At 65.8% G+C, this 22220-nt stretch carries 13 protein-coding genes and 1 pseudogene; all 14 read right to left on the reverse strand.

Translation table 11 applies throughout. The features are described from left to right. Positions 1-23: 23 nt before the first annotated feature. On the reverse strand, positions 24-3758 hold the full coding sequence (locus NX068_RS03080; RefSeq protein WP_263459833.1) for a glycoside hydrolase family 99-like domain-containing protein: 3735 nt from the start codon (positions 3756-3758) through the stop codon (positions 24-26). Between the two features lie 105 nt (positions 3759-3863). After that, positions 3864-6587 carry a glycosyltransferase gene (locus NX068_RS03085; protein ID WP_263459834.1) on the reverse strand — a complete coding sequence of 908 codons (2724 nt, stop codon included), beginning with the start codon at positions 6585-6587 and terminating at the stop codon, positions 3864-3866. Next, a complete protein-coding gene (locus tag NX068_RS03090; protein ID WP_263459835.1) occupies positions 6574-7290 on the reverse strand; it encodes a WbqC family protein in 717 nt (238 codons plus the stop codon). The genes NX068_RS03085 and NX068_RS03090 overlap by 14 nt, the downstream gene beginning before the upstream one ends. A gap of 11 nt (positions 7291-7301) precedes the next feature. Next, positions 7302-8519 (reverse strand): DegT/DnrJ/EryC1/StrS family aminotransferase, encoded by a 1218-nt coding sequence (locus NX068_RS03095; protein WP_263459836.1) that lies wholly within the window; start codon positions 8517-8519, stop codon positions 7302-7304. Beyond that, positions 8516-9718: a DegT/DnrJ/EryC1/StrS family aminotransferase gene (locus tag NX068_RS03100; protein WP_263459837.1), complete on the reverse strand. Its 1203-nt coding sequence runs from the start codon at positions 9716-9718 to the stop codon at positions 8516-8518. The genes NX068_RS03095 and NX068_RS03100 overlap by 4 nt, the downstream gene beginning before the upstream one ends. After that, positions 9715-10539, reverse strand: a complete 825-nt coding sequence (locus NX068_RS03105) for a sulfotransferase family protein (RefSeq protein ID WP_263459838.1) — start codon at positions 10537-10539, stop codon at positions 9715-9717. Before NX068_RS03105 ends, NX068_RS03100 begins: the two co-directional genes overlap by 4 nt. After that, complete coding sequence (locus tag NX068_RS03110) at positions 10536-11252, reverse strand: class I SAM-dependent methyltransferase (RefSeq protein ID WP_263459839.1); 717 nt, start codon at positions 11250-11252, stop codon at positions 10536-10538. Before NX068_RS03110 ends, NX068_RS03105 begins: the two co-directional genes overlap by 4 nt. Next, on the reverse strand, positions 11249-12241 hold the full coding sequence (locus NX068_RS03115) for a hypothetical protein (RefSeq protein WP_263459840.1): 993 nt from the start codon (positions 12239-12241) through the stop codon (positions 11249-11251). The genes NX068_RS03110 and NX068_RS03115 overlap by 4 nt, the downstream gene beginning before the upstream one ends. Before the next feature lie 117 nt (positions 12242-12358). Beyond that, complete coding sequence (cysC, locus tag NX068_RS03120) at positions 12359-13015, reverse strand: adenylyl-sulfate kinase (protein WP_263459841.1); 657 nt, start codon at positions 13013-13015, stop codon at positions 12359-12361. An 87-nt stretch (positions 13016-13102) separates the two neighbouring features. Then, a complete protein-coding gene (locus NX068_RS03125; protein ID WP_263459842.1) occupies positions 13103-14584 on the reverse strand; it encodes a flagellin N-terminal helical domain-containing protein in 1482 nt (493 codons plus the stop codon). 299 nt (positions 14585-14883) lie between these two features. Beyond that, positions 14884-15422, reverse strand: a pseudogene (locus NX068_RS03130) (Uma2 family endonuclease). 146 nt (positions 15423-15568) lie between these two features. Next, the gene (gene lpdA / locus NX068_RS03135; RefSeq protein WP_263459844.1) at positions 15569-17659 is read right to left on the reverse strand and encodes a dihydrolipoyl dehydrogenase; all 2091 of its coding nucleotides are present in this window, start codon (positions 17657-17659) and stop codon (positions 15569-15571) included. Between the two features lie 10 nt (positions 17660-17669). Next, positions 17670-19310 carry a dihydrolipoyllysine-residue acetyltransferase gene (aceF, locus tag NX068_RS03140; RefSeq protein ID WP_263459845.1) on the reverse strand — a complete coding sequence of 547 codons (1641 nt, stop codon included), beginning with the start codon at positions 19308-19310 and terminating at the stop codon, positions 17670-17672. Positions 19311-19330: 20 nt separating this feature from the next. Beyond that, positions 19331-22012 carry a pyruvate dehydrogenase (acetyl-transferring), homodimeric type gene (aceE, locus tag NX068_RS03145; protein WP_263459846.1) on the reverse strand — a complete coding sequence of 894 codons (2682 nt, stop codon included), beginning with the start codon at positions 22010-22012 and terminating at the stop codon, positions 19331-19333. Between the last annotated feature and the right edge of the window lie 208 nt (positions 22013-22220).

Consider the following 22220-nt stretch of genomic DNA (forward strand, 5'->3'; position numbering starts at 1 on the left):
CAAGCGCCAGGCCTGCCGGCGGGTCAGCGCGTCCAGGCGGCGAGCCATTCGGCGCGCCGGGCATCGATCATCCAGCCGGTGCGCACCGCGTCGCGCAAGGCCGTGCCGAGGGCTTCGCGCTCGTCGCGGTCGGCGATCAGGCGGCGCAGCGCATTCAGCCACTGCTGGGGCGTGTTCGCCACCCGGATGACGGGCAGGCTGCCCTGGTAGGGCAGGATGTTGCTGCATACCACCGGGTAGCCGAGTGCGCCGTATTCCAGCAGCTTCAGGTTGCTCTTGGCCTCGTTGAAGGCATTGGCGGCGAGTGGGGCGACGGCGATGTCCAGACGCAGCGCGGCCAGCGCGGCGGGGTAGGCTGCGATGGCAACCGGCGGATGGACTTCCCGCACCAGCGATTTCAGCGCCGGCGGGCAGAAGCCGAGGAATATCCAGTCCACCTGCGCGGCGGTGGCGCGGATGACTTCTTCGAGCAGCATCAGGTCGCCACGGTGGCTGGCGCTGCCGGCCCAGCCGATGCGCAGGCGCGGGCCTTCGTTCGGCTGTGCCCGCAGCGGCCCCCAGACGTCGTCGTCGAGCAGATTGGGGGTGATCACCGTTTCCGCCGCATGGCGGCCATAGGCGGCGGCAAGCGCTTCGGTCGAAACCACCAGACGGTCGCACAGGCCGATGGCGCGGCTCATGCGTGCTTCGATGTCCGCTGGGAAACCCTTGCCGAGATCGTTGTCGGGCGAGATACGGGTGAGCAGATCGTCCACTTCGTAGATCAGCAGGCTTTGCGCATGGCGGCGGTAGGTTTGCAGCCAGTCCAGCCCGGTGTCGGTGAAGATGCGCTGGGTGAGCACGGTGTCGGGGGCCAGCGCGGCCAGATCCCAGGGGCCGAGGAAGCGGGTGCTGGCATTGCCGTGGATCTGGCCGGCACGGGCAAGGGCGCGCATCGGCCCGAGGATGCGCATCTCGCCGCATCCCTTGAGATCGGCCGGATGGGCGTAGATGCGGGGTATCGGGCGCCAGGGCAGCGGGTCGTGGGCCAGCGCGAGGTTGAACTGCAGTCGCGGCCGGACTCCCTCGTGATTGAGCTGGCGGTTGGCGTAAGGGTCGATGGGCAGCTCGCGCAGCCAGTCTTCGAGCAACGGAACGTCGGCGGCGGTGGGTGGGGCGAAAGGCCGGGGTGCGACGGCAGCGGGCGCGGCCAGCGTGGCATGTGGCGTCCATAGTTGACGCAGCCCGCGCTGGTGCAGACGCAGGCACAGATCGGTGGCGGCATGGGCCTGCGGGTAGCGCTCGGTGCGCAGGCCGCCGGCATCGAGGAAATGCGCGCGCGCCAGCATCATGCCGCGGCCGGAGACTGCGATGCAGTTCTGCTCCAGATGCAGTTCACCGCCGTTGCCGGTGTAGTTGGCCGACACGCCGAGATACGGGCTGCCGGCGACGCCGCTCTGGCCGAGCCGCACGATGCCTTCGCACAATCCGCCGTTGGGGGCGACGATGCGCGCACCGACCGCGCCGATGCCCGGCCGCCGCGCATGGCTGGCGAGTGCCTGCAGCCAGCCGTCGTCGAGCGGCACCAGGCCGCAGTCGAGCAGCAGCAGCAGCGGGGCGTCGGTGGCGGCGGCGAGCTGGTTGAACACTGCCGACGAGCCGCCGCCGGCGACGTCGATGATGCGGATGTTGGGCGAATCGAGCGCGGCGAGCTGGCCGAGGCAGTCGCGCAGTTCGGCGGACGCATCGGGAGCGCGGGGCAGCAGGATGGACAGCGGGAAGCCGTCGGTGCGTGCCAGCAGACCTTCGACGCTGCGCAGCACGTCCGCCGGCGAGGCCGGCGGGCCGAGCAGCACGGCGACGGCGGGCAGGGGGCCGGCATGTTCGTAATGCACCTGGCAGGCGTCGTCGACCAGGGCATGTTTGAGCGACGCGGTGTGGCCGAGGCGGGCCAGATGCAGGCCGAGCAGTTCGGCGCGGAACGCAAGCGGAATGCTGTCCTGGCCCTCAGGCCGGCTGAGGGCGATGCGCGGCAGGTGGTGGGCTACGGCGGGCGCTTCGAGCGCGCGCAGCACGGCGGCCAGCGCCAGCGCGTCGCAGGGTGAGGCGCCGATGTCCTGCAGCGCGCCGAGCAGGATTTCTCCGGAGGCGATCACCGCGCCGCCGACGTGCAGCGTGGAGCGCAGCCAGTCCGGGTTCAGGCCGGGCGCCAGCCAGGTGCGCAGCGGCTTGCCGTCCGCCGCGCGCGTGTCGCCGTCGGTGAGGATCAGCGGGCAGTCCGGATGGTCGAGCAGATGCTGGGCGGCGAACAGCAGTGCGTCTTCGGCGAGGATGTCGCCGCCGATGAGCACGGCGTGGCGATCCGCCGTGCTGGCCAAGATCAGTTCGGCCACCGCCTGGCTGGCCTGTTCCGGTGCGATGGTGTGCCAGCCGAGGCGGGATGAGGCGATCTGCGGCGAAGGCCGGACCGACAACACGTCGAGTTGCCAGTGCTCGTAGAGCTGGCTGGAGATCGCGTTCAGCGAGCGTGACAAGGCTTCGTCGGCGCAGCGGGTGGCATCGAGCACGAGATGGATGCGCGGCGGCGCAGTACCGGCGAGGCGTTCGTCGTGCAGCGGCGCGATGGCCTTGCCGATGCGCTGTGCGGCGAGGTGCTTGAGGTAGTGCTGACGGATGGCGAAGCCGTGGTGTACCAGCGGATCGGTTAGCGGCGGCGGCTTGACGGTATCCGGTGCTGCAGCCTTGTCGAGCGCGCGGCGGGTGGCTTCGAGCCAGGCGCGACCGAACTTCTGGTCGGGCTCGAGGTGGTTGCCTTCCGCCCATTCGTTCCAGGCGTTGATGAACACGAGTTGCTGGCTCTGCGGACGATCCGCGACGAGGCGAAGGCTTTCCGCGAGCCAGTGTTCGTAGGCCTCGGGTGTGCTGTCGGCAATGATGAAGGCGTTCTTCTTGCGTCGTGCCGAGTTGTCCCAGGATGGCGTGACGCCGGGAAAGCGCAGGTGAGGAACTTCGGGGCGGGCGAGCTGGGCTTCGACCATGTTGCTGTAGTCGATGACGAAATGCTCGTCCGGCAGTACGGCGCTCGGATGCTCGTCGTCGATCGCCTTCCAGTCGGGTTGGAAATCCACCGAGGCGTCGAAGCCGAGCGCGTGCGGATCGTCGCGCTCGTTGAAGAAGTTTTCCACCCGGCAGATGAACAGTTCGCCGATGCCGGCCTTGCGCGCCTCGTTGCGCCAGATGGCCAGCGAACGTCCGGGGTCGGGCAGGTGGCGGGCGCGGTAGATCAGCATCAGCGGCTTGCCGTCGACGCGGATGTAGCGCGGATCGCGGAAGAAGGGGATCAGATACTGGATATGGGCGCGGTCGTCATCGTCGTTGTAGTGCTGGGCGATCAGCACTTCCTGTTCGGCGCCGTCCCAGCGTCGCGTCCAGTTCTCGTTGGCCCAGCACAGGCAGAAGGGAAAGTCAGGCTCGCCGGAGGCGAGGATTTCCTCGACCGGGCGTTCCAGCAGAAGCTTGCCGTTGAACCAGTAGTGGTAGTAGCAGAAACCGTGGATGCCGTATTCGCGGGCCAGCTCCGCCTGCGCGGCGCGCGCCTCGGGCAGGCGCAGGTCGTAGAAACCCAGGTCGGCCGGCAACTGCGGCTGGTGGTGGCCGGGAAAGCGCGGCGTGGCACGGGTGACGTTAGTCCATTCGGTGAAGCCTTTGCCCCACCAAGCGTCGTTTTCCGGGATGGGGTGGAACTGGGGGAGGTGGAAGGCGATGAGCTTCGGAGACATGGGGAATGTGGGTGAAATCCGGTTGCTGGGGTGTCGTTCAGGGGGTACTGCACAGGCGTTTCAGCAAGTGCCCGGGCCGTTCATGGGAACGGGTGCGGGTGGTCTTCAGCGAATGCATGAAAAGACGATCGGCTGCATGAAATAGCCGCCGAAGCGGCCGGTTGACAGCAGGCCCTGAAGCGGGTCGAAACAGACACCAATCCGGACGTTGGAGAAGCCGGCGGCACGGCAGAGATCGAGCAGGTCCCAGCCGAAGTTGTAGTAGGCCAAGTGCGTGCCATGGTATTCCTCCGGCACGAAATGTCGAATTTCACCAGAAGGCAGCAGTTCAGCGCGTTTTCTCGACTGTTTCATCGTCTGGGAGAATGGGGCGCTGAAGATCAGTTCGCCACCATTGCGCAATGTCCGGAAGCACTCCGATAGCGCGGTTTCGACATCCGGGACGTGCTCTAGCAGGTCTGCGTGGGCGATGAGATTCAGGCTTTGATCGGGGAAGGATAAATCAAGGATGTTCTCGTGACGCACCTGACGTCCCCCGATATCCATGGCTGTGCCGCCGGCAATCATGGGCGACTGGAATTCCGTGCCGATCAGATTCGGCAGACGGCGGGACAGAAGGCCGAACAAGGGAGTGGTGGCCTCCATCAGCAGGATGTCTGCCATATTACTATGGCGATTCGTAAAGTCTTGGATTGCAAGGCCAAGCACGCGGCCACGGTTATGGGTGCCACAGCGGGCGCAGATCATGCCCTCCCGCAAATGAGTATGCCCTTCAAGCTGGAGCCCTGAGGAAACAGCAAAAACCGTCGATTGCTCGCACAGGCCGCAATAGCCGGGGAACTCCCGTTGGGTGTCGATGTAGCGCTCGATCTCCGTCTGTATCGTCTCAACCTGTTGATCCCAGACGCGGTACGAGTTTTCGTCAGGAAACCACTTGAAGCCCGTTAGACTGTTTGCACTCAGATATCCAAGGGCCGTCAGAAAGGAGCTGGTTGCCTGCGATGTAATGGGCTGTGTAGTGGTTACTTCATTGCGGGGCTGTGCCTGACTGCGTTGGGCCGCGGAAGGGGTTGCGGTTGTGGCGTTGACCGGTGGGGATTCCAGCGCTGCAAGGGCGTTTTTACGTAGCCGCTGCAGTGCGGCCTGTTGTCTGGTGAGCGTGGCCTGTAGCGTTGTAGTTTCCTGGCGCAGATCGGCGAGCAAGCGTGCCCAGGCAATCGCTGAGAGCTTCGGTGCAGCCCCCAGGATGCGGCGTACCAGGGCGAGCGCATCGGAGTCGTTGGGTTGCTGCCGCAAATAGGGGCTGAGGTTCGCGAGGGCGGCTTCGAACTCGCCGCGTTCGGTCTGTAGTATTGCAGCGCCCAGCGCGGCTCGGCGGGCACCGGGCGCGTGGCAGGCTGCGGTCAGCATCAGGTCGAGCGCGGCTTCATGATCGTTGCGGGTCAACGCGAATTCGGCTAGGTCGGCATATACCTCCCAGACCGGGGTGTCCTCGCTCGCCAGGGTAATGAGTGCCTGGGCGCCTTCCTCGGTGCGCCCGGAGGCCATCAGTGTCGCGGCCTGCTCGTAGCGCTGCCGTGCGGCGGGAGGGACAGATTCGTCCGCGGCGGTGGTTTCAGGGGTGAGGGCGGCGTCGATGAGCCTGATGACTCTTTCGGCCAGTGCCTCGACCGCTGCCTTGCCATCGTTATCCCCCGATGCGCGGGTGGCAAGGCGGCGATTGAGCGGCAGGTCGGGGTCGATGCGCCAATCGGCGCTTCCGGGGTTGCGGTGCGCTACCGGCGGATGCGGGATCTGCATGAAACCGAGTTTCTGCGAACCGCGTTCCAGCTTGGCCCACGATGTGGCGATCAGGTCGCGGATCTCGGCGCGGGATTGGTTCTGGCCCGGATGGATGCGGAAGCGGCTTAGGGGGCGGGCGATGTAGACCGCTTCGCCCTGCGACAGCAGGTTGTGCCAGGCGGCGATGTCGCCGACCACACGGATGTCGTCGTGACCGTCGAAGGCGGCGTAGTGCGGTTGAATCCAGGCGAGATCGGCGCGGCGGAACATGACCGTGGTGGGTTCGCCGATGAAGTTGGTCTGAAGTGCGATCACCGCGCCGGCCAGTGCGTCGCCCTGGAACACGCAGTCGTGGTCGGCGAGCGGCTCGGTGTGGTGGTCGTCGGGCAGGGGCTGGCCGTCGCCGTCGATGCGCTGTCGGCGCGAGAACACCAAGCTTGCGTCGGGATTGAGGCGAAAGGCTTCGACCATGCGTTCGACGCAATCGGGCTCGAGCAGATCGTCGTCGCAGAGGAATTTGGCGAAGTCGCCGTGGGCGCGCTCCAGGCATTGGATGAAGTTGGCGCGGCCACCGATGTTGACCGCGTTGCTGACCCAGTCGATGGCACGGTCGGAGGACGCGTACGCAGCGGCGATGTCGCCCAGCACGTCGCCGCCGCTGTCGTCGCAGACCAGGATCTGGAGCCGCGGATAGGTCTGCGCCAGTGCGCTGTTCAGGCAGGCGACGAAGTGTTCGGGCTTGAAGGCCGGAATGGCGATCGTCACCAGCGGCATCTCATCGGCGGCCAGGCGGTGGTCGGGAGCGCGCAGCTTCAGTCCGCCATTGCCGATGACAGCCTCGGCGAAGCCGGCATAGCGGGCGTGTTCGGCAAGCCTGTGGCTGGTATCGGCGCCGTCCGGCAGCGCGATATGCAACTCGTCACCCACGTGTAGTGCGCGGCGGAAACCGCGGAGTATGCGGAGCTGCTCGGCGACGCTCTTGCCGGCGAGCACCTTGTCGTAGTCAATGTTCTGCGCCACGGTGTTGGCAGTGTCAGAGTTGGTCATGGAGAGTGGCTCCGGATCGTTGCTTGTGCAGGTAGGTGCCGACGTCGTCGGGGCTGCACCACATCAGCACGTCGAGGATGGACAAGTGTGCCTCGAAGACATAGGGCGAGCAGTCGTAGCGCAAGATGTTCAGCTCGGTGAAATCGAGTTCGATGTCGGCGGTCGCCCATTCCTCGGGGCGGAACAGGGCGCGACCGCCGGGTGGATTGAGATAGGCGTCGGCGCCGAGCTGGGCGGCGATGCACAGCGCCCACTGCCCGGCATGCTCGATGCCGTCGAGCGCCAAGCCGAGCTGTGAGCAGCGTTCGGGCACGAAGGCGATGGACAGCCGTTCGGCGACGGCGCTGAGGCTGGCCAGGCTGAAGCCGACCAGGGTGTCGTCGCCGGCTCGGGCGAAGGCGTCGCGCACCAGATCGGTCACGAAACGGAAATGGGGCGCGTGCCGGTGGTAGTGCTGCAATTGCGCCAGCAGCCGGCGTTCGGCTTCGGCGGGATCGGCGAGGCGGATTGCCGACAGCGCGGTGCCGTGCGGAGCCTTGGCCACCGGGATGGAGAAGTATTGCCAGCCGGCGCTGGGGTGCAGGATGCGGTTGCGGTTCATCCAGCTGCGCCGGTTGTATTGCACGACATCGAATGCCACCCAGCGGTCGACCCGTGCCATCAGCTCGAAATAGCCGATGTAGGGGAAGGGGTAGGGTTGCATGATGCCGAGCTTCATCCGGTGCGAGCTTCGGTGTGGCTGGCCTGGCGCAGGCGGGGAGCGATGCTGCCGCCTTCGGCGAGGGCGAGCTCGATCAGGTCGCAGATGCGGTGGGCCGCTTCGGCGTCGACGCGGGGGCCGAGTGGAATCTGCATCACATTGCGGCACAGCGCCTCGGTAACGGGCAGGGCGGGCGGGTCGGGTTGTTCGGCATAGGGCGACAGCCGGTGTACGCCAGGGGAGAAGTAGCGCCGCGCGAGCACGTTTTCGGCGTGCAGCAGTGTGATCAGCTCGTCGCGCGTAAGCGCTGCCGCAGGGCTGATTTCCAGCACCGCGTACTGGTAGTTGTGCGCTTCGCCATCGGGGAAGTCGTACAGGCGGATGTCCGGCCAGGTGGCGGCACGTTGACGGTAAATGTCGAAAATGCGCCGGTTGCGGCCGCGGTGGAGGTCGAAATGCCGCAAGGACAGCAAGGCCATTGCGGCTTGCGCCTCGCTCATCTTGCCATTGATGCGCAGGCCGACGTCGGCGAAGGTTTCTGCCTGATGGAAGTTGCGGATGGTGCGCGCGCGGGAGGCGACTTCGTCGTCGTCGGTGGTGAGGCAGCCGCCTTCCGCGCCGCTGATGATCTTGGTGGCGTGGAAGGAGAAGGCCTCGATGCGACCGAGGCCACCGATCGGGCTGCCTGCATGGCCGCAGCCGAAGGCGTGGGCCGCATCGTAGAAAAGCTGCAGGCCGTGGTCGTCGCACAGCGCCTGCAGGCCGACCGGGTCGCAGGGGTGACCCCACAGGTGGACGCCGAGCACGGCGCAACTGTGCGGGCTGATTCGCGCCGCCACCGTCGTGGCCGAAAGCGTGTGGGTGGTGGGATCGACGTCGGCAAAGACCGGCTTCAGCCCGGCCCAGCTCAGCGCCTGCACGGTGCCGGGAAAGGTGAAGGCAGGGACGATGACTTCGCCGGCGAGGCGCAGCGCGCGTGCGGCGATCGCGAGTGCCACCGTGCCGTTGGTGATGCAGATGGCGTGGCGCACGCCAAGCGTGCGGGCGACGGCGGTTTCCAGTTCGGCCACCAGCGGGCCGTGGTTGGTGTAGTAGCCGCGCTGGAAAATGTCGGCGAACATCGCCTCGAATTCGTCCCAGGGTGGCAGGTTGATCTGGCCGACCGGGAGCTCTTCGGCGAAGCTCGGTGCGCCGCCGAAGCAGGCGAACTGGGCGAGATGGGTTTTCTTCATTTCAGTCCCTTGCCCGCGGCGAGCGCGGCGCGGATCGCCTCTCCGTGGGTGGCGACGAAGCGAACCAGTTCTGCCAGCCGCTCGATGTCGTCGGCGCCCACCGATTCGCCGGTCGGCATCTGGACGATGCAGGTCGAAAGTGCCTCGGCAACCGGTAGCGGCGGGTGATGGGGGTCGTCTTGCAGGTGCAGCGGCGGCGAATAATAGGGCCGCGCCAAGGCGCCTTCCGCGCGCAGGATGGCGACCAGGGTATCGCGCGATACCGGCCAGTCCGGCGCCAGTCGCAGTAGCGGAAATTCGGCGTTGCTGGCGTCCTGTCGTGGATAGGCGATCCAGGACAGGCCGGCGATGCCGGCGAAGGCATCGCGGTAGCGTTGGAGCCGTTGATGGTTGCGGGCGATGACTTGCGGGAGGTCATCGAGCGCGGCGAGTGCGCTGGCGGCGTGCACTTCGTTGAGCTTGGCATTGAGGCCGAGGGTGTCGATCGAGGATTCACCGGTGTAGCCAAAGTTGCGCTTGCGCCGCAGTAGCGCGGCGAGTTCGTCGTCGTCGGTGGTGATGTAGCCACCCTCGAAGCCATTGAGGAGTTTGGTGGCATGCAGGCTGAAGACTTCGGCCAGGCCGAAGCCGCCGATCGGCCTGCCTCGGTGGCTGGCGCCCAGTCCATGAACGGCGTCGAACAGCAGCGCCAGCTCGCGTTCGGCACAAAGGGCGGACAGCGCTTCGATTGGGCAGGGGCTGTTGGCCTGATGCACGCCGAGCACCATCAGGGTGTCGTCGCGCAGTGCGGCGGCAACGCTGGCGGCGGTCAGGGTATGGGTGCCGGGGTCGATGTCGCAGAAGCGCGGCGTCTGTCCCGCCCAGCGCACGATGTGCGGCAAACCGGTATAGGTGAAGGTCGGGATGACGACGCTGCCCTTGCGCCCGGCGGCGATGCTTTCGATCAGTGCGATCAGCGCCAACCCGGCGTTGGCGTAGGCGATGCAGTGGCCGACTGCGTGCAGGCTTGCGAGGCGGGCTTCGAGTTCTTGCGCCAGTGGTCCGTTGTTGGAGAGGCGGCGGCGCTCGAACGCGCCTTTCATCAGTGTGAAGAAGCGTTGCGGGTCAGGTTTGGCGAGCTGGCCGATGGGGCGGACGCGCTCGAACAGGGGCGCGCCGCCGAACAGGGCAAGATCGGCGAGCTGGCGTTTGTCGGTCATGGGCGGGGAGCGTGAGAAACCAGGAAGCCGGCGAGTGGTGTGCCTTCGAGTTCGGCAGCGATGGTCTGGGCGATGGCCGGGGCCAGTGTTTCCGTCCAGCGCGAGGCGACGCTCGGGTGCTTGAACACTGCGCGGGGATGCTCGGTGTGCCGGCTCTGCGATTCGCGCAGGAAAGCCTCGGTCTGCGGATGCAGGTCCAGCTCGAGTGCGTCGAAGCTGCGGCTGACGCAGGCGAGTGGTGCTTGTACCCATTGTTCGTACTGCACCAGATGGAAACGGCCAGGGTGGCGACGGGCAAGGTCGAGGTAGAGTGTAGCGACTGTTTTCCAGTCGTCGAAGCCCCAGTATTCGCCGATGGCCGTCTTGCGGCAGCGTCCACTGCGCCATTCGGTCGCCGGATCGGCGTCGGCCGGAAATTCCAGCGGGTTGCTGAGCCAGGAGTGGATGGCGGCACGCGGGTCGCGCACGATGCCGACGACCTGGGCGTGGGGAACGAGTTCGAGCAGGCGCGGCAGTAGGTGGTGATAGCGGGTCGATTTGATCGCCAGCACCGGGGGGGCGGCCTCGCGTTCGGCGAAGCAGGGCACCAGGGTGTCGCGGCGAAGATATTCCTGATCGAGATACTCGCTGCGGGTGTCGTAGGTGGCTTGCAGCAGGGTCGTCCATTCGGCAGCGTTGCTGTGCTCGTCCAGGGCGTCCTTGAAATCGTAGGAGAACAGCGGGCAGAGCTTGTAGCGCACCGAGGGGTGCGAGGCAAAGATCTGGCCGATCCAGTTGGTGCCTGAGCGGGGCATGCCCGCGATCCAGATGATCTTGTTCATCGGCTGTTCTCTTCCCGCGGGGTCAGGATTGCGTCGAAGCGGTAGTGGGCGGCATGAAAGTCGGCGGGCATGGATTGCGTGCGGCAGCGCCAGCCGCTGCGGCGGGCGAGTTCGGTGAAGCCTTGCGCGCTGTGCCAGACACCGGTTGGGGTGAGCGGCGAGTCGAGTTCTTCGGCGTCCGGCAGCTTCGCGCCGAAAAAGGCGGCTGCTCGGTCGCGGTCGGGAATGTTGCCGATCACGACGCGGCGTAGCGTCGGGCAGAGTCGGCGTAAGGCGGCGAGCAGTTCGGCGGCGCGTCCGGCGGAGAAATATTGCAGCGAGCCGTAGCAGACCGCCTTGGTGAAATCGCTGCGGCATTGGGGTGATTCGAGATAGCTGACTGCTTCGGCAAGCACGAAGCGGTCGGGCTCGCCTTCGCCGAAGCGGCTGCGGGCGATGTCGATCAGGCAGGGAGAGGCGTCGACGCCAATACCGTTGGCGCAGGCGGCGAACCAGTGGTGCGTTAGCGCGCCATTGCCGCAGCAGAGGTCGAGCAGGACGTCGGAGGCGTTGAGTTCCAGCATCGCCTGGACGTTTTCCAGGATCATGTCGATCTGCGCAGCGGGCAGCGGTTTGCCATGCACCGTGCGCTTGACTTGGCCCCATAGATCGTCCGGGGCGCAACTGCGGGCATGGGCGTCGTAGCTGTCATTTTCCGGTACGAACTGCGTCATGGCCTGCCTTCGCTGTTGTCGGGCTGGTTCGACTGCAGCCAGGCCAGGATGGCCGTTTGCTTCTCCGCGGCCAGTGGCGGCAGCTCGGCGCTTGCCGCTGTCCTGGCTGCCGTGGCGGGTGGGAACATGGCATCGCGGTCGAAATGACTGCGCGCCACGATGCGGTTGCCTTCGGCATAGCGGGAGCGGATGGCCTGCCGTGTGGCGGGCGTATGCAGCGGTGCGTCTTCGAGCCCCAGTTCCTCGGCGTGTGCCGACAGATGGATGAGCCGCTTGTGATGGCGGCGCTTGGCCATGGTGGGCAGCGGCAAGCGGTTGATGATGCGCTGGAACTCCAGCAGGTCGCGCACCAGGCGCCGGTTGGGGCGGTCAGGGGCGTAGTGCAGATCCGGATCGGCGAGTTCGAGCAGGGCGACGAAGTCTCGCCGGATGTCGAAATCGTCGTCGTCGTCCGGGTAGATGCGCGGCACGATCCGATCCTCGCCGAAGACCGCTGCCCAGCCGGAGAGGCGGGCATGGTAGTCCCACAGGCTGTCGTAGTCGGCAATGCTTTGGCCGAAATCGGCACTGTAGCCGAGTGCCTTCACCAACTGGTTGTACCAGGACTCGATCGCGTCTTCCTGGCGCCGGATATAGACCACGACCGCAATCTGTTCGGGCCTATGACCGAGGGTGTCCAGCATCCTACGTACGGCTTCGGGATCGCTCAGCCAGTAGAAGTTTTCGCTGCTCAGCAGCAGCTTGCGAAGCGCGGGCTGGGTCTGGCATTCGGTTTGTATGGCGGCGAGCAGTTCGCCGAGGGATGCCGGCTGAGAGCTTGCCCATTCAGGATACCCGCCGGCGGTGAGGAAGGCGAGGTCGTGGTGGGCATGGCCGCGTTCGATCGAGCCGGGGTAAAGCAGCCCGGCAGCGGCAAGGTGGGCACAGTTGTCACCGAGAAAACACTGGAGTCCCGTGGAGCCGGTCTTGGGCGCACCGATGTGAAGCACGCAGCTTGCGGTTCTGATCGTGCTCCGGTGGTCGTGGACGGGTTTCGGCATCGAGATCTGGCGGTGTTCATCGTGGCGGGAAGCGCCGGCGGCGAGATGGCGCGCATGCCGACTAGATTACCGGATTAGCAGTTTGCGTGCGTGCAGCAGGGAGAGCAAGGCCTGGGTGCAACTGGTGATATCCCGCCGCGAGGTGTCCAGCGTCAGTTCCGGTTGCTGTGGTGGCTCATAGGGGGACGATATGCCGGTGAATTCCTGGATCTGTCCGGCCAGGGCCAGTTTGTACAGCCCTTTGGGATCGCGCTCGATGCAGGTTTCGATTTCGCACCGGCAATAGATTTCGATGAATTCGCCTTCCGCCACGCTGGCGCGAACGCGATCCCGGTCAGCTCGGTGGGGGGAGATGAAGGCGGTGATCACAATCAGGCCGGCATCCATCATCAGCCTGGCCACTTCGCCGATGCGGCGGATGTTCTCTTGCCGGTCCTGGCGGGAAAAGCCCAGGTCGCCGCACAGGCCTTGGCGCACGTTGTCGCCGTCGAGGACATAGCTGCGGTGGCCGCTGGCATGGAGCGCCTGCTCCAGCGCGCAGGCGAGGGTGGATTTGCCTGCGCCGGAAAGGCCGGTCAGCCAGATGATGGCTGAGGCGTGGCCGTTCTGGCGGGCACGAGCCTGGCGATCGACGAGGGGCGAATGGAAGGTGGTGTGGACCGATTTCATCTTGCGGGCGACGGCGGCTGGAAACCTGAAACCTTGAGGGGCCGCGGGCCGCACGCACGTGGCACACGGTGATGCGGCACCGTTGAAGGTGCCATATCACTGCTCAGGCGGGAGCAAGGTGTTTTCTTCTGCTTTCTGATTTTAGCCCTGCAGCAACTGCAACACCTGCTGTGGCAGCGCGTTGGCCTGGGCCAGCATGGCGGTGCCGGCTTGCTGGAGAATCTGTGCGCGGGTCAGGTTGGCGGTTTCGGCAGCGAAGTCGGTGTCGCGGATGCGGGAACGCGCGGCGGACAGGTTCTCGGCCGAAATCTGCAGATTCGAAATCGTCGTCTCGAAGCGGGCCTGCAGGGCGCCGAATTTCGCGCGCTGGCCGTTGATGGCGGACAAGGCTGCGTCTGCGATGGCCAGCGTGCGCTGGGACGACTCGACCGAACTGACATCGAGGTCGCTGACTTTCTGCAGCTGGGCAGCGGCGTTGGTGTTGTTGAAAAAATCCGTTGTGTTGGCAGCGGTCACGCTGAAGGATTTGTCGGAGTCGAGCACGAGCTCGCCCGTGCCGATCACGGTGCTGCCTGCCGCCGTGGCTGCGCCGCCGATGGTGGCTGCATTGGAACCCGAGGCTGCGTTGGCAATGGTGATGTTCTCGCCGAACGCGTTCAGCAAGGTGATACCGTCGCCTGTGTCGCTGACCCGTGCGGTGACGCCGGTTTTGGCCGAGACGTCGTTGAAGGCGTTGATCGCGGCGGCCAGGCCGTCGTTGTCTTCTGCGCCGATGGTGAAGGAGACGGTGATCGGCGTGCCGTTGTCCGACGAAATATCGAATTTGTAGCTGGTATTGGGGGCACTGAAATCGATGTCGAACTCGGTCTTTGCGGAGGCCGTGACGCCAGTCGTGCCGCTTTCGGTATTGATCAGTTGCACCGCGGTCTTGGCCGATGCGCCGGCGGGAATGGTTACGGGCGCAGAGCCTGACGCGCCGTTGATGGTGAGCGTGCCGCCGGCGACCCGGTTGGTGGTCGCCGCTGCGGAAGGAATCGAGAACGGCGTGCTGCCCGGTGTGAGATCGCCCTTCGCCCCGCTGTTGGCTGCCGCCTGCGTTCCGATGCGATAGCCGCCATATTGGTTGGTGCTGAAATTGGCGGTGGTGGCCGAGATCATCTGGCCGGCATTGGCGCCTACCTGGAAGGTGGCGGTGGTGAAGGAGCCGTCGAGCAGCTTGCGGCCGTTGAACTCGGTGGTCTTGGCGATGCGGTCGAGCTCGGCGGTCAGTTGGTTGACTTCGGCGTTGAGCGCCTGGCGGTCGGATGGGGAGTTGGTCGCGTTGGACGATTGCACGGCCAGTTGGCGGATGCGCTGCAACACGTCACTGGCGGATTCCAGTGCGCCTTCGGCGGTCTGTGCCAGGGAAATCCCATCGTTCGCATTGCGCCGGGCCTGGTTCTGGCCGTTGATCTGGGCGCTCATGCGCTCGGAGATGGCCAGACCGGCGGCGTCGTCCTTGGCGCTGTTGATGCGCAGGCCGGAAGACAGCCGCTGCAGGGAGGTGGAGAGAGAGCCCTGCGAGATGTTCAGGTTGCGCTGTGAGTTGAGTGAAGGGATGTTGGTGTTGATGACCTGTGCCATTTTGAATCTCCCGGATGTCCGATTCGAAGTGGGCTCGGGTCATGTCCTGAGGGCACTGTTGCCGGCGCCCGAGCTCTCTGGACGTCCTACAGCGAGATACGTGCCAGGTGCGTTATCACGCGGATATTCCCTTTTTGCTCATTGGATTGCCGGTGGATGCCTGTTGCCTGCCGGCAAACTTTGCCTGTTTTGCCGGTGTCGGCAGGGGTTTTTTGCCACCTTGCATGCGGAACCCGGCGACGGGTTCCGCATGGCATTCAATGTGCTGGCTCAGATCGAGCTAGTGTTGGACCGCATCTTCAGTCCGCGTTGCGAAACACCTTCTGCCATGGGATCGAGATGCCGAGGTTCTGCAGCAACAGCGGCTGTTCGGGTTCGACGTCCTGTAGCTCCCAGCGGTTCGCATGGGTGAGGCGGTAGTGGCGCAGGTTGGGGTCGATGAGGACGCATTCCTTCAGCGAGGCAATGCGGCGGTAGGCGGCGAACTTCTCGCCGCGGTCGTAGGCGGCGGTAGTGGGGAAAGCAACTCGACGATCAGCGAGGGCGCGCGCATGAACTGTTCGGCGCGGTGGTCCGCCGGGTCGCAGGTGACGAGCACGCCAGGGTAGAAGCAGGCCTCGTCTTCGGCAGCCTGTATTTTCATGTCGGCCATGTAGGCGCAGCAGGGACTGCCTTCAAGAGCGTCGTCGAGTGCTGCGGCAAGGTTGAGCGAAATCGTGACGTGCCGTCTGCTTGCGCCGCCCTCGCCGCGCACGAACTCGTGCTTGTCGGGCTGCTCGGCTTTCCATTGCAGATAGTCTTCGGCGGTAAAGGGCGTGCCGGGCTGGGGCAGAGCCATGATGCTGTGCTGTTCGGATGAATGACTTACGGGCAGGATGGGCAATCGCTCTGTCGAATCAAGGTGTGGCCGGCTGAGGCGCGGCCAGCCAAAAAGAAACCCGCCTTGCGGGCGGGTTTCCGGTGACGAAGCGTGCAGCCCGATGCTTATTTCTTGCGCATCGGCGGCAGGTCGGTGCAACTGCCGTGGGCGACTTCGGCGGCCATGCCCACCGTTTCCCCGAGGGTGGGGTGCGGGTGGATGGTCTTGCCGATGTCGACCGCGTCGGCGCCCATTTCGATGGCCAGGCAGACTTCGCCGATCATGTCGCCGGCCGAGGGGCCGACGATGGTGCCGCCGATGACACGATGCGTTTCGGCGTCGAAGATCAGCTTGGTGAAGCCGTAGTCGGCGCCGTTGGCGATCGCGCGGCCGCTGGCGGCCCACGGGAACTTGGCGGTTTCGACCTTCTTGCCTTCGGCCTTGGCCTGGGCTTCGGTGTAGCCGACCCAGGCCACTTCCGGATGGGTGTAGGCCACGCCCGGGATCACCGTGGCGTCGAAGGCGGCCTTGTGGCCGGCGGCGACTTCGGCGGCGACGTGGGCTTCATGCACTGCCTTGTGGGCGAGCATGGGCTGGCCGACGATGTCGCCGATGGCAAAGATGTGCGGCACGTTGGTGCGCATCTGCGCATCCACCGGGATGAAGCCGCGTTCGCCGACGATGACGCCCGCCTTGTCCGCACTGATCTTGTTGCCGTTGGGCGAACGGCCGGCCGACTGCAGCACCATGTCGTACTTGACCGGCTCGGCCGGGGCGCCGTCGCCTTCGAACTTGACATAGATGCCGTCGTCCCTGGCTTCGACCGCAACCGTCTTGGTCTTGAGCATGATCTTGTCGAAGCGGTGGGCGTTCTGCTTCTCCCACACCTTGACCGCATCGCGGTCCGGGCCCTGCATCAGGCCGTCCAGCATTTCGACGACGTCGAGACGCGTGCCCAGCGTGGAATACACCGTGGCCATTTCCAGGCCGATGATGCCGCCGCCGATGACCAGCATCTTGCCCGGCACCTGGCGCAGTTCCAGCGCGCCGGTCGAATCGACGATGCGCGGGTCCTTCGGGATGAAGGGCAGGTGCACCGCGGCGGAGCCGGCGGCGATGATGCAGTTCTTGAACTTGACGACCTTCTTGGCGCCGGTGGTGTCCCAGCCGCTGCCGGTGGTTTCCTCGACTTCGATGTGATGCGGGTCGAGGAAATTGCCGTAGCCGCGGATGACGTCGACCTTGCGTGCCTTGGCCATGCCGGCGAGGCCGCCGGTGAGCCTGCCGATGACGCCGTCCTTGTGCTTGCGCAGCGCGTCGACGTCCACCGAGGGCTTGGCGAAGCTGACACCGGCGGTGCTGACGTGCTCGGCTTCCTCGATGACCGCGGCGACGTGCAGCAGCGCCTTGGACGGGATGCAGCCGACGTTCAGGCACACGCCGCCCAGCGTGGCGTAGCGCTCGATGATCGCGGTCTTGAGGCCGAGGTCGGCGGCGCGGAAGGCCGCCGAGTAGCCGCCGGGACCGGCGCCGAGCACGACCATGTCGTATTCGGCGTCGGCGCTGCCGCCGTGGCTGGCTGCCGCCGGAGCGGCAACCGGTGCCGCTGCGGCCGCAGCCGGGGCCGGCGCGGCAGCGGCGCTGGCGCCCGCTGCCTCGACCTTGATCAGCACGGTGCCCTGGCTGACCTTGTCACCGAGGCTGACCAGGACTTCCTTGACGACGCCGGCGGCGGAGGACGGCACGTCCATCGTCGCCTTGTCGGACTCGAGCGTGGCGATGGCGTCGTCGACCTTGATGGTGTCGCCGGCCTTGACGAACAGCTCGATGACCGGCACGTCGGAGAAGTCGCCGATGTCGGGCACGGCGACTTCGACCACGCCGCCACCGCCGGCCGGTGCTGCGGCTGCAGGTGCCGCGGCAGGCGCGGCCGCCGGAGCGGGCGCTGCCGCCGCCGGTGCACCGGCCGCTGCTGCGGCGCCGGCTTCGATCTTGATCAGCAGGGCGCCTTCCGACACCTTGTCGCCGAGGTTGATCAGCACTTCCTTGACCACGCCGGCAGCCGAGGACGGGACGTCCATGGTCGCCTTGTCGGATTCGAGCGTGCAGATCGCGTCATCCACGTTGATGGTGTCGCCGACCTTGACGAACAGCTCGATCACCGGCACGTCGGAGAAGTCGCCGATGTCCGGAACTTTTACTTCCACTAGACTCATGGCGGTCTCCTTACAGCATCACGCGGCGGAAGTCCGCCAGCAGTTGCGCGAGGTACACATTGAAGCGGGTCGCCAGGGCGCCGTCGATGACGCGGTGGTCGGCGGTCAGCGACATCGGCAGGGTCAGGCGCGGCGCGAACTGCTTGCCGTCCCACACCGGCTTCAGCACCGACTTGTTGACGCCGAGGATGGCGACTTCGGGCGCATTGACGATCGGCGCGAAGTAGGTGCCGCCGATGCCGCCGAGCGACGAGATCGTGAAGCATGCGCCGGACATGTCGGCCGGCTTGAGCTTGCCGTCGCGGGCGAGCTTGGCCAGGTTGCCGGATTCGGCGGCGATCTCGAACACGCTCTTCTTGTCAGCGTCCTTGATCACCGGAACGACCAGGCCGTTGGGCGTGTCGGCGGCGAAGGCGATGTTGAAGTACTTCTTGTAGACCAGGTTGTCGCCGTCGAGCGAGGTGTTGAATTCGGGGAATTCCTGCAGCGCGCGCACCGAGGCCTTGATGATGAAGGCGAGCATGGTGAGCTTCTTGCCGGACTTCTCGTGCTCCTTGTTCATCGCCACCCGGAAGGCTTCCAGGTCGGTGATGTCGGCGTCCTCGTGGTAGGTCACCGCCGGGATCATCACCCAGTTGCGGGCGAGGTTCTGGCCGGAGATCTTCTTGATGCGGGACAGCGGCTTGACCTCGACTTCGCCGAACTTGGCGAAATCGACCTTCGGCCACGGCAGCAGGTCCAGCCCGCCGCCCAGCGAGGCGCCGGCCGCGGCGGCCGGGGTCTTGCCCGGTACCGTGCCGCTACTCATCGCACCCTTGACGAAGGCGGTGACGTCTTCCTTGACGATGCGGCCCTTGGGACCGGTGGCCTTGACCTGGGCGAGATCGACGCCGAGCTCGCGGGCGTAGGCGCGCACCGAGGGGCTGGCGTGAACCTTGCCGCCGAGCGTGACCGCGGACGCTGCGGCCGGCGAAGCAGCCGGCGCCGGGGCGCTGGCCGCCGGGGCGGGCGCGGCTGCGGCCGGAGCCGGTGCAGCGGCAGGAGCGGGCGCAGCTGCAGCAGCCGGGGCGGCCGCGGCTGCTGCGCCGCCGGCGGTCTCGACCTTGATCAGCAGGCTGCCCTGGCTGACCTTGTCGCCGAGGCTGACGAGCACTTCCTTGACGACGCCGGCGGCGGAGGACGGGACGTCCATCGTTGCCTTGTCGGATTCGAGCGTGGCGATGGCGTCGTCGACCTTGATGGTGTCGCCGGCCTTGACGAACAGCTCGATGACCGGCACGTCGGAGAAGTCGCCGATGTCGGGCACGACGACGTCGACCACACCGCCGCCGGCGGCTGGGGCTGCTGCAGGAGCGGCAGCGGGTGCCGGCGCCGAGGCGGCAGCCGGAGCGGGGGCCGCAGCAGCGGCGCCGGCGGCCTCGATCTTGATCAGCACGCTGCCTTCGGACACCTTGTCGCCGAGGCCGATCAGCACTTCCTTGACCACGCCGGCGGCCGACGAGGGCACGTCCATTGTTGCCTTGTCGGATTCGAGTGTGGCGATGGCGTCATCGACGGCGATGGTGTCGCCGACTTTGACGAACAGCTCGATGACCGGCACGTCGGAGAAGTCGCCGATGTCCGGAACCTTCACTTCAATGAGTTGGCTCATGTTCTTGTCTCCTTGCTCGCTCAAACCGACATCGGGTTCGGCTTGTTCGGGTCGAGGTTGTACTTGGCCACCGCGGCGGCGATCTTGTCGCGGCCGATCACGCCGTCATCGGCCAGCGCCTTCAGTGCAGCCAGCGTCACCCAGTGGCGATCCACCTCGAAGAAGTGGCGCAGCTTCTCGCGGGTGTCGGAGCGGCCGAAGCCGTCGGTGCCCAGCGTGACGTAGCGGCGGTCGAGTTGCACGCGGATCTGCTCGGGGAGCATGCGGATGTAGTCGGTGGCGGCGATGGCCGGGCCTTCGAAGCCGGCGAGCTTCTGCTGCACGTGGGTCTTCTTCGGCTCTTCCTGCGGGTGCAGCAGGTTCCAGCGCTCGACGTCCTGGCCGTTGCGGGCCAGTTCGTTGAAGCTGGGCGCGCCCCAGATGTCGGCCTCGACACCCCAGTCGTTCTTGAGCAGTTCGGCGGCGGCGATGACTTCACGGAAGATCGTGCCCGAACCCATCAACTGCACGCGAGGACCCTTGGCGTCGCCGCCCTTGCGGAACAGGTACAGGCCCTTGAGGATGTCGGCTTCGGCGCCGGCAGGCATCTCGGGATGTTCGTAGTTCTCGTTCATCACCGTGATGTAGTAGTAGACGTCCTCCTGTTCGGCGAACATCCGGCGCAGGCCGTCCTGCACGACGACGGCGACTTCGTACTGGAAGGTCGGGTCGTAGCTGATGCAGTTCGGGATCATGTTGGCCATCAGCAGGCTGTGGCCGTCCTCGTGCTGCAGGCCTTCGCCGTTCAGCGTGGTGCGGCCGGCGGTGCCGCCGATGAGGAAGCCGCGGGTGCGCTGGTCGGCTGCCGCCCAGCACAGGTCCATGGTGCGCTGCAGGCCGAACATCGAATAGAAGATGTAGAACGGGATCATCTGCACGCCATGCACGCTGTAGGCGGTGCCTGCGGCGATCCAGTCGGCCATCGCGCCGGCTTCGTTGATGCCTTCCTGCAGCACCTGGCCGGTCTGGCTTTCCTTGTAGAACATGAGCTGGTCATGGTCTTCCGGCACGTACTTCTGGCCTTCCTGGTTCCAGATGCCGTACTGGCGGAACATGCCTTCCATGCCGAAGGTGCGCGACTCGTCCGGCACGATCGGCACGATGTGCTTGCCGATCTGCTTGTCCTTCAGCAGGGTGTTCATCATGCGCACGATCGCCATCGTGGTCGACAGCTCGCGGCCTTCGCCCGAGGCCTTCAGCAGCGCGGCGAAGGTATCCAGCGCGGGCACGGCCAGCGGTTCGGCCTTGGTGCGGCGCTGCGGCAGGAAGCCGCCGAGGTCCATGCGGCGCTGCAGCAGGTACTTCTGCTCGGGCGAGCCTTCCTCGAACTTCAGGTAGGGCAGCTCTTCCAGCTTGTCGTCGGGCACCGGCAGGCCGAAGCGGTCGCGGAAGCGGCGGATGGCTTCGACGTCCATCTTCTTCTGCTGATGCGAGATGTTCATCGCCTCGCCGGCCTGGCCCATGCCGAAACCCTTGATGGTCTTGGCCAGGATCAGCGTCGGCTGGCCCTTGTGCTCGGCCGCGGCCTTGTAGGCGGTGAAGATCTTGAAGATGTCGTGGCCGCCGCGGTTCAGGCGCCAGATCTGGTTGTCGGTCCAGTCGGCGACCAGTTCCTTCAGTTCGGGGGTGTTGAAGAAGTGCTCGCGGACGTAGGCGCCGTCCTTGGCCTTGAAGGTCTGGTACTCGCCATCGACGCATTCCATCATGCGCTTCTGCAGGATGCCCTTCTTGTCGCGGGCGAACAGGGCGTCCCAATGGGTGCCCCAGAGAACCTTGATGACGTTCCAGCCGGCGCCGCGGAATTCGGCTTCGAGTTCCTGGACGATCTTGCCGTTGCCGCGAACCGGGCCGTCGAGGCGCTGCAGGTTGCAGTTGATGACGAAGACCAGGTTGTCGAGCCGCTCGCGGCCGGCCATGCCGATCGCGCCCAGGGACTCGACTTCATCGGTCTCGCCGTCGCCGAGGAAGGCCCAGACCTTGCGCTGTTCGGCGCGGGCCGGGTCGATCATGCCGCGGCTGGCCATGTACTTCATGAAGCGCGCCGAGTAGATGGCGCACAGCGGGCCGAGGCCCATCGACACGGTGGGGAACTGCCAGAACTCCGGCATCAGCCACGGATGGGGGTAGGACGAGATGCCCTTGCCGCCGGTTTCCTGGCGGAAGCTGTCCATCTGCTCTTCGGTCAGGCGGCCCAGCATGTAGGCGCGGGCGTAGACACCGGGCACCGAGTGCCCCTGGAAGAAGATCAGGTCGCCGTCGTGCTGGGCCGACGGGGCGTGCCAGAAGTGCGAGAAACCGACGTCATAGAGGGCTGCAGCGGACGCGAACGAGGCGATGTGGCCGCCGACGTTGGTGTCCTTGTTCGCGCGCACCACCATCGCCATGGCGTTCCAGCGGATGTAGGAATGGAGCTTGATTTCCATGTCCGCATCGCCGGGGTAGGGGGGCTGCTGTTCGACCGGAATGGTGTTGATGTACTCGGTGGTGGCCGAGTAAGGGATGTTCACCCCTTCCTGGCGTGCGGTCGCGATCAGGGTTTCGATCAGGTAATGGGCACGCTGCGGGCCTTCATGTTCGACGACGGCGGCGAGTGCATCCATCCATTCCTTCGTTTCCTGCGCATCGGTGTCGTTTTGCGCGGGAACGTTGCTGATTCCGGTCATGGTTTGTCTCCTCATGACGTTCGGTTGGCGAACCCTGCCTGTTGGGCAGGTCTGTTGGTGGTACGGACGCAGCCGCCTCGACAACCAGCGGCTGACTTTTCGAACTATAAAACCACTTTTCGCAATGTGCAACGATGTTGACGTGGAGAAGCCCGGATGCGTGCATGGAACGCATGCCGGGAGGCACGGCAAGGAGGGTGTTGGAGCG

This window comes from Thauera carbonicopians (assembly GCF_025699485.1).
Lineage (GTDB): Bacteria > Pseudomonadota > Gammaproteobacteria > Burkholderiales > Rhodocyclaceae > Thauera.